This window comes from Micromonospora craterilacus (assembly GCF_003236315.1).
GTDB lineage: Bacteria > Actinomycetota > Actinomycetes > Mycobacteriales > Micromonosporaceae > Micromonospora > Micromonospora craterilacus.
Window position 1 is genome coordinate 1 of the sequence record NZ_POTY01000330.1, and the last position, 5,672, is coordinate 5,672.

At 73.1% G+C, this 5,672-nt stretch carries 7 protein-coding genes; all 7 read left to right on the plus strand.

Annotation, left to right across the window (positions count from 1 at the left end):
- Positions 1–163: 163 nt before the first annotated feature.
- The 7 genes from C1I95_RS31290 to C1I95_RS31320 all read left to right on the plus strand — a co-directional run bounded on the left by C1I95_RS31290 (position 164) and on the right by C1I95_RS31320 (position 5,637).
- Positions 164–1,153, plus strand: coding sequence for a helix-turn-helix transcriptional regulator (locus C1I95_RS31290; protein WP_111219369.1), 990 nt, complete (start codon positions 164–166; stop codon positions 1,151–1,153).
- Positions 1,150–2,160, plus strand: a complete 1,011-nt coding sequence (locus C1I95_RS31295) for a helix-turn-helix transcriptional regulator (protein WP_111219371.1) — start codon at positions 1,150–1,152, stop codon at positions 2,158–2,160. The genes C1I95_RS31290 and C1I95_RS31295 overlap by 4 nt, the downstream gene beginning before the upstream one ends.
- A gap of 10 nt (positions 2,161–2,170) precedes the next feature.
- Positions 2,171–2,419, plus strand: coding sequence for a hypothetical protein (locus C1I95_RS31300; protein WP_111219374.1), 249 nt, complete (start codon positions 2,171–2,173; stop codon positions 2,417–2,419).
- A 253-nt stretch (positions 2,420–2,672) separates the two neighbouring features.
- The gene (gene tatA, locus C1I95_RS31305) at positions 2,673–2,966 is read left to right on the plus strand and encodes a Sec-independent protein translocase subunit TatA (protein ID WP_111219376.1); all 294 of its coding nucleotides are present in this window, start codon (positions 2,673–2,675) and stop codon (positions 2,964–2,966) included.
- An 18-nt stretch (positions 2,967–2,984) separates the two neighbouring features.
- Positions 2,985–3,917 (plus strand): twin-arginine translocase subunit TatC, encoded by a 933-nt coding sequence (tatC, locus tag C1I95_RS31310; RefSeq protein WP_111219378.1) that lies wholly within the window; start codon positions 2,985–2,987, stop codon positions 3,915–3,917.
- Positions 3,918–4,074: 157 nt separating this feature from the next.
- Entirely contained in the window at positions 4,075–4,632 is a 558-nt protein-coding gene (locus C1I95_RS31315; protein WP_111219380.1) for a hypothetical protein, read from the plus strand.
- 63 nt (positions 4,633–4,695) lie between these two features.
- Complete coding sequence (locus tag C1I95_RS31320; protein WP_111219382.1) at positions 4,696–5,637, plus strand: diacylglycerol kinase; 942 nt, start codon at positions 4,696–4,698, stop codon at positions 5,635–5,637.
- Positions 5,638–5,672 lie beyond the last annotated feature (35 nt).

A 5,672-nucleotide genomic window follows, 5' to 3' on the forward strand; every position in this document is an offset into this window, starting at 1 on the left:
CCCCCCACACCCCCGTCGATCTTGCACTTGTCGTTGCGGCAAAAGCTGTCAAAAGGGGCGTTCGGGCGACCGAAAGTGCAAGATCGGCGGGTTGGATGGCGGCGTGGGGCGGCACGCCCGCGCGGGTGCGTGTGGGAGGGCTGGTGGCTGCTAGCGTTTACGGGTGTCGCGTAGCCGGACCGAGCGCCTGGTCAACCTGGTGATCTGCCTGCTGTCTACGCGGCGGTTCCTGACCGCCGCGCAGATCGCCGCGACCGTGCCCGGTTACGAGCACGATCCGAACGACGCCCGCGAGCACGAGGCGTTCCAGCGCAAGTTCGAACGGGACAAGGCCGAGCTGCGGGAGCTGGGCGTACCGCTGGAGACCGGGACGGCGAGCGCCTTCGATACCGAGCCCGGGTACCGGATCGCCCGCCGGGAGTACGCCCTTCCCGACATCCCCCTCAAGCCCGACGAGGCCGCGGCGGTGGGCATCGCCGCGCGGCTGTGGCAGCACGCCGGCCTGGCCGCCGCCGCGTCGTCCGGGCTGGCCAAGCTACGCGCCGCCGGGGTGGACGTGGACCCGCAGGCCACCCTCGGGCTGGAGCCGATGGTCACCGTCGACCCGGCGTTCGCCCCGCTGACCGCCGCCGCCCGGGACCGGCGCGAGGTCCGCTTCGACTACCGCGTACCGGACCAGGACGCGCCCACCCGCCGCCGGCTGCAACCGTGGGGCGTGGTCTGCTGGCGCGGCCGGTGGTACGTGGTCGGCCACGACCTGGACCGCGGCGCCACCCGCTGCTTCCGGCTGTCGCGGGTGGTCGGCCAGGTCCGGGCCACCGGCGACGCGGGCGGCTACCAGCCGCCGGCCGGGGTCGACCTGATCAGCCATGTGGCCCGCTGGTCCGGCCCGACCGAGCGGGCCGGCCGGGCGACCGTGCTGGTCACCCCCGGGCGGGCCGCCGGGCTGCGACGCTGGGCCGTGGCGGTCACCGCCGGGCCGACAGCCGACCGGCTGGTCCTGCCGTACGCCGACGCCGACTCCCTCGCCGGGCACCTGGTCGGCTACGGCCCCGACGTGCGGGTGCTCGACCCGCCCGAGGTACGCGAGGCGGTCATCCAGCGGCTCAAGGAGATCGCCACCCGGCACGACGAGATGGCGGTGACCCGATGACCGCGACTGCGCGGGCCGGCTCGCGCACCTCCGCCGACCGGCTGGCCCGGCTGCTCAACCTGGTGCCCTACCTGCTCGCCCGCCCCGGCATCGAGATCTCCGAGGCGGCCGGCGACCTGGGCGTCACCGAGCGGCAGCTGCGCGAGGATCTGGAACTGCTGTGGGTGTGCGGGCTGCCCGGGTACGGCCCGGGCGACCTGATCGACATGGCCTTCGACGGCGACCGGGTGACCATCACCTACGACGCCGGCATCGACCGGCCGTTGCGGCTCACGCCGGACGAGGCCCTCGCCCTGGTGGTGGCGCTGCGGATGCTGGCCGAGACGCCCGGGGTGGCCAACCGGGAGGCCGTCGAGCGGGCCCTCGCGAAGATCGAGGACGCGGCCGGTGACCTGGTGGCCGCCCCGGTGGAGGTGCGGCTGCCCGGCGACACCGGCCGGGTGGAGCAGCTGCGGGCCGCGGTCGAGGGCGGGCGCGCGCTCCGCATCACCTACTACACGGTGGCCCGGGACGAGACCACCGAGCGCGTGGTCGACCCGCTGCGGGTGCTGATGGTCGGCGGCCGGACGTACGTCGAGGCGTGGTGCCGGCGGGCCGAGGCGGTGCGGCTGTTCCGGGCCGACCGGATCGACGCGGTCGCCGAGTTGGACGAGCCGGCCGTGGTGCCACCGCAGGCCCGCCCGCACGACCTGAGCGAGGGGGTGTTCCGGCCGTCGCCGGACCTGCCGTTGATCACGCTGCGGATCGGTCGGGGCGAGCGCTGGATCACCGAGTACTACCCGTGTGAGCGGGTCGAGGCGGACGGCGAGCGGTGGGTGGTCTCGTTGCGGGTCACCGACCTCGGCTGGGCCCGCCGATTCGTGCTCGGTCTGGGCCCGGACGTCGCCGTGCTCGCCCCGGCCGAACTGGCCGGGCAGGTACGGGACACGGCGGTGGCGGCCCTGGACGCGTACGCGACGCCGGTGCCGCCCGGCGCGGACCCGGCGGCGGCGGTGGACAGGCAGTAGGCTGGCGGCCGTGCTGAAGTGGATCGTGCTCGCGCTGGTGCTGGTCCCGTTGGTCGTGCTCGCCCTGGCCGTGCGACCCGTGCTGGCGCGGCTGCCCGGGCTGCGCCGGGCGGCGCTGGCGCTGCAGCTGCGGGCCGACGAGGCCGCCTCGCTGCGTGCGGCGGCCGAGAGCCTCCAGCAGCGGGCCGAGGGCTTGCAGGGCCGGCTGGAGACGACCGAGCAGCGGCTCACCCTGATCAGGTCCCGGCGCGGCGGCTGAGCGCCCACGCACCAGCGGCGTGCGGCCCGGAGCGTGTGGTCGGTGCTGCGGTTGCGAAATTCGGTTCCGGGCGTGAAGTGGCCTTTTTGCGGTCACGATGATCCACTTGCCTGGTTGACGAGACAGTCACAGTTGGCCGAGACTTCACCAGCCGGGACGAACCACCACCGCCCGGTGGGTGGCAACGGCCCACGACGCACGTACGATGGGCTGCGGTACACCCCTCATCGACACAGAGCGACTGGAGCTTCCCATGGGTGCCCTCAAGCCCTGGCACATCGCCGTACTCGTGGTCGTGCTGATCCTGCTCTTCGGCGCGAAGCGGCTCCCCGACGCGGCGCGTTCCCTGGGCCGCTCGCTGCGGATCATCAAGGCGGAGACCAAGAGCCTGGCCGACGACGACCGCGACCTCGCCGAGAAGGCCGACGCGCAGGCCGGCTACCAGCCGCTCACCCCGCAGCCTCCGCAGCAGGCGCAGCAGCAGCCGTACCAGGGCACGGTGCAGCAGCCGGTCGTCGACCCGGTGCAGCGCGTCCGCGACAACTGATCAGCGGGGCCGATTACCGTGGCCTTCGGACTCCGTAAGCGCGGTCCGACCAACTTCGATCGGGCCGCCGACGGCTCGATGACCCTCATCGAGCACGTACGCGAGCTGCGTAACCGGCTCTTCCGTGCCTCGCTCGCGCTCGTCGTCGGCTTCGTCGTCGGCTTCGTGCTGGCAGACCCGGTCTTCGATCTGCTCGCCGTGCCGTACTACCGGATCAACCCGGATCAGCCGTTCATCCAGCTCGGCGCGGCCGACGGCTTCCTGTTGAAACTCAAGCTCGCGCTCTGGATCGGGCTCATCGTGGCCTCGCCGGTGTGGCTCTACCAGCTCTGGGCGTTCATCGCCCCGGGCCTGCACCGCAACGAGCGCAAGTACGCCTACATCTTCGTGGCGATCGCCGCGCCGCTGTTCATGGGCGGCGCGGCCCTGGCGTACTTCGTGGTGGACAAGGGCCTGTCGTTCCTGCTGGAAGCGGGCGTCACCGGGGTCGACACCTCGCTGGAAGTCACCCGGTACATCTCGTTCGTCACCAACATGATCGTCATCTTCGGGGTGGCGTTCGAGTTCCCGTTGATCGTGCTGATGCTCAACTTCGTCGGCATCGCCAGCGCGAAGCGGCTGCTCGGCTGGTGGCGGATCGCGGTCTTCACGTTCTTCGCCTTCTCCGCGGTGGTCACCCCGACGCCGGACCCGTTCGGCATGACGGCGCTGGCGCTCTGCCTGTGCGCGCTCTACTTCGCCGCGGTCGGGGTCGCGTTCATCAACGACAAGCGCCGGGGACGTGGCAAGGAGATCTACGCCGGCATCGACGACGACGAGGTCTCCCCGCTGGAGTTCGACCAGGAGCGGGTCGACGCGGGACGGCCAGTTGACGGGGTCAGCCCGATCGACGCCCCCGAGCCGGTGACCGCGCCCAAGCCGATCGAGCGTCGCTACGACGACGTGACCTGACCGAACCCGACCCGACCGCTACGAACGCCGCCCCTCGGGGCGGCGTTCGTCCGTATGGCGGTCCTGCGGGGCCGGCCGGGACTACGTCTGCGGAGGTACGCCGGAATGCGTCGCCCGGACGACGCCCGCCGGCCCGCGCCGGCCGACCATGGCGGGCATGACTGGTATCCAGCTGCGCCGGCCGAGTAGCCGCACGACGACCCGCCCGGCCACGGTCCGGTGGCGCATCGGGCCGCGGCTGCGCAAGGTGCTGCTCCTACTGCACATCGCCGCCGCCGGCGCGTGGCTCGGCATCGACATCGTGCTGGGCCTGCTGGTGCTCGCGGCGTTCACCCCCGGCGACGACCTCGGTGCCGCGGCCGCACTCACCAGCATCGGCTACTTCGCCACCTGGCCGCTCGCGGCCGTCGGTCTGCTCTGCCTGGCCACCGGAGTGCTGCTCGGCCTCGGCACCAAGTACGGGCTGGTGCGGTACTGGTGGGTCGCGATCAAGCTGGTTCTCAACGTAGTTCTGGTCACCCTGGTCATCGCCGCGCTCGGCCCCGGCATCCACGAGCTGACCGCAGGGGCCCGGGCGTCCCTCGCCGCCGGGCGCCCGCTCCCGGTCCTGACCGACCTGGCCTTTCCGCCGATCGTCTCCACCGCAGCGGTGCTCTTCGCGACGACCCTGTCAGTGTTCAAACCGTGGGGACGGCTGCGACGCGCGGCACGCTGAGGTCGCCGAGGCGAGAATTCACCCTTTCCGCCAGCTGACAGAGCCGGCGGACCAGCGGGTACGGTGCTCGCCGTGACCGCAGACGATCACCTGCCCGCTGGCGCGCCGCCCGACGGGCCGGTCGCCGTACTGGCCAACCCGACCGCCGGCCGTGGCCGGCACCGGGGGCTGCTGCCGGACCTGCTGAATCGGCTCTCCACCGCCGGCCGGCCGGTCCGGCTGCTGACCGCGACCAGCGCGGACGAGGCGGAGGCGGCCTGCCGAAGCGCCGTCGCCGACGGCGCGTCCGCGCTGGTCGCGGTGGGCGGCGACGGCACGGTCCACCGGGCGTTGCAGGCGGTCGCCGGCGGCACCGTGCCGTTCGGGCCGGTTCCGGCCGGCACGGGCAACGACTTCGCCGTGGAGACCGGCTTTCCGAGCGAACCCCGCGCGGCCGTGGACGTCATCGCGACGGCGCTGCGGCAGGGGCGCAGCCGGCCGGTCGACCTGGCCCGGATGACCGGGGCCGACGGCACCGTCCGCTGGTACGGCGCCGTTCTCGCGGCCGGTTTCGACGCCATCGTGAACGAGCGGGCCAACCGGATGCGCTGGCCGCGTGGCCCCCGCCGCTACGACCTGGCCATCCTGGCGGAACTTGCCCGGCTCCGGCCGCGCCGGTACACCCTCACGCTCGACGACGAGCGGATCGAGGTCGACGCGGTGCTGGTGGCGGTCGGCAACGGCGCCAGCTACGGCGGCGGGATGCGGATCTGCCCGGACGCGGACCCGACCGACGGCCTGCTCGACGTGGTGGTCGGCGGCCGCTTCGACCGGCGCACCCTGATCCGGGTCAAACCCCGCATCTACGCCGGCACCCACGTCAACCACCCCCTGGTGCACACCTACCGAGCCCGCACGATCACCATCGCGGCCGAGGGCATCACCACCTACGCCGACGGCGAACGCTCCCTCGACCTGCCCGTGACGCTCACCGCCGTGCCCCGCGCCGTCCACCTCCTCCACTGACCACCGCCCCCGCCGGGCGGGGCGGGGGGTCAGGG

What these genes read in the sequence shown, in the direction of transcription:
- tatA (WP_111219376.1), top strand. Translation starts at nt 2,673, where the DNA reads ATGGGTGCCCTCAAGCCCTGGCACATCGCCGTACTCGTGGTCGTGCTG.
- C1I95_RS31295 (WP_111219371.1), top strand. Translation starts at nt 1,150, where the DNA reads ATGACCGCGACTGCGCGGGCCGGCTCGCGCACCTCCGCCGACCGGCTG.
- C1I95_RS31315 (WP_111219380.1), top strand. Translation starts at nt 4,075, where the DNA reads ATGACTGGTATCCAGCTGCGCCGGCCGAGTAGCCGCACGACGACCCGC.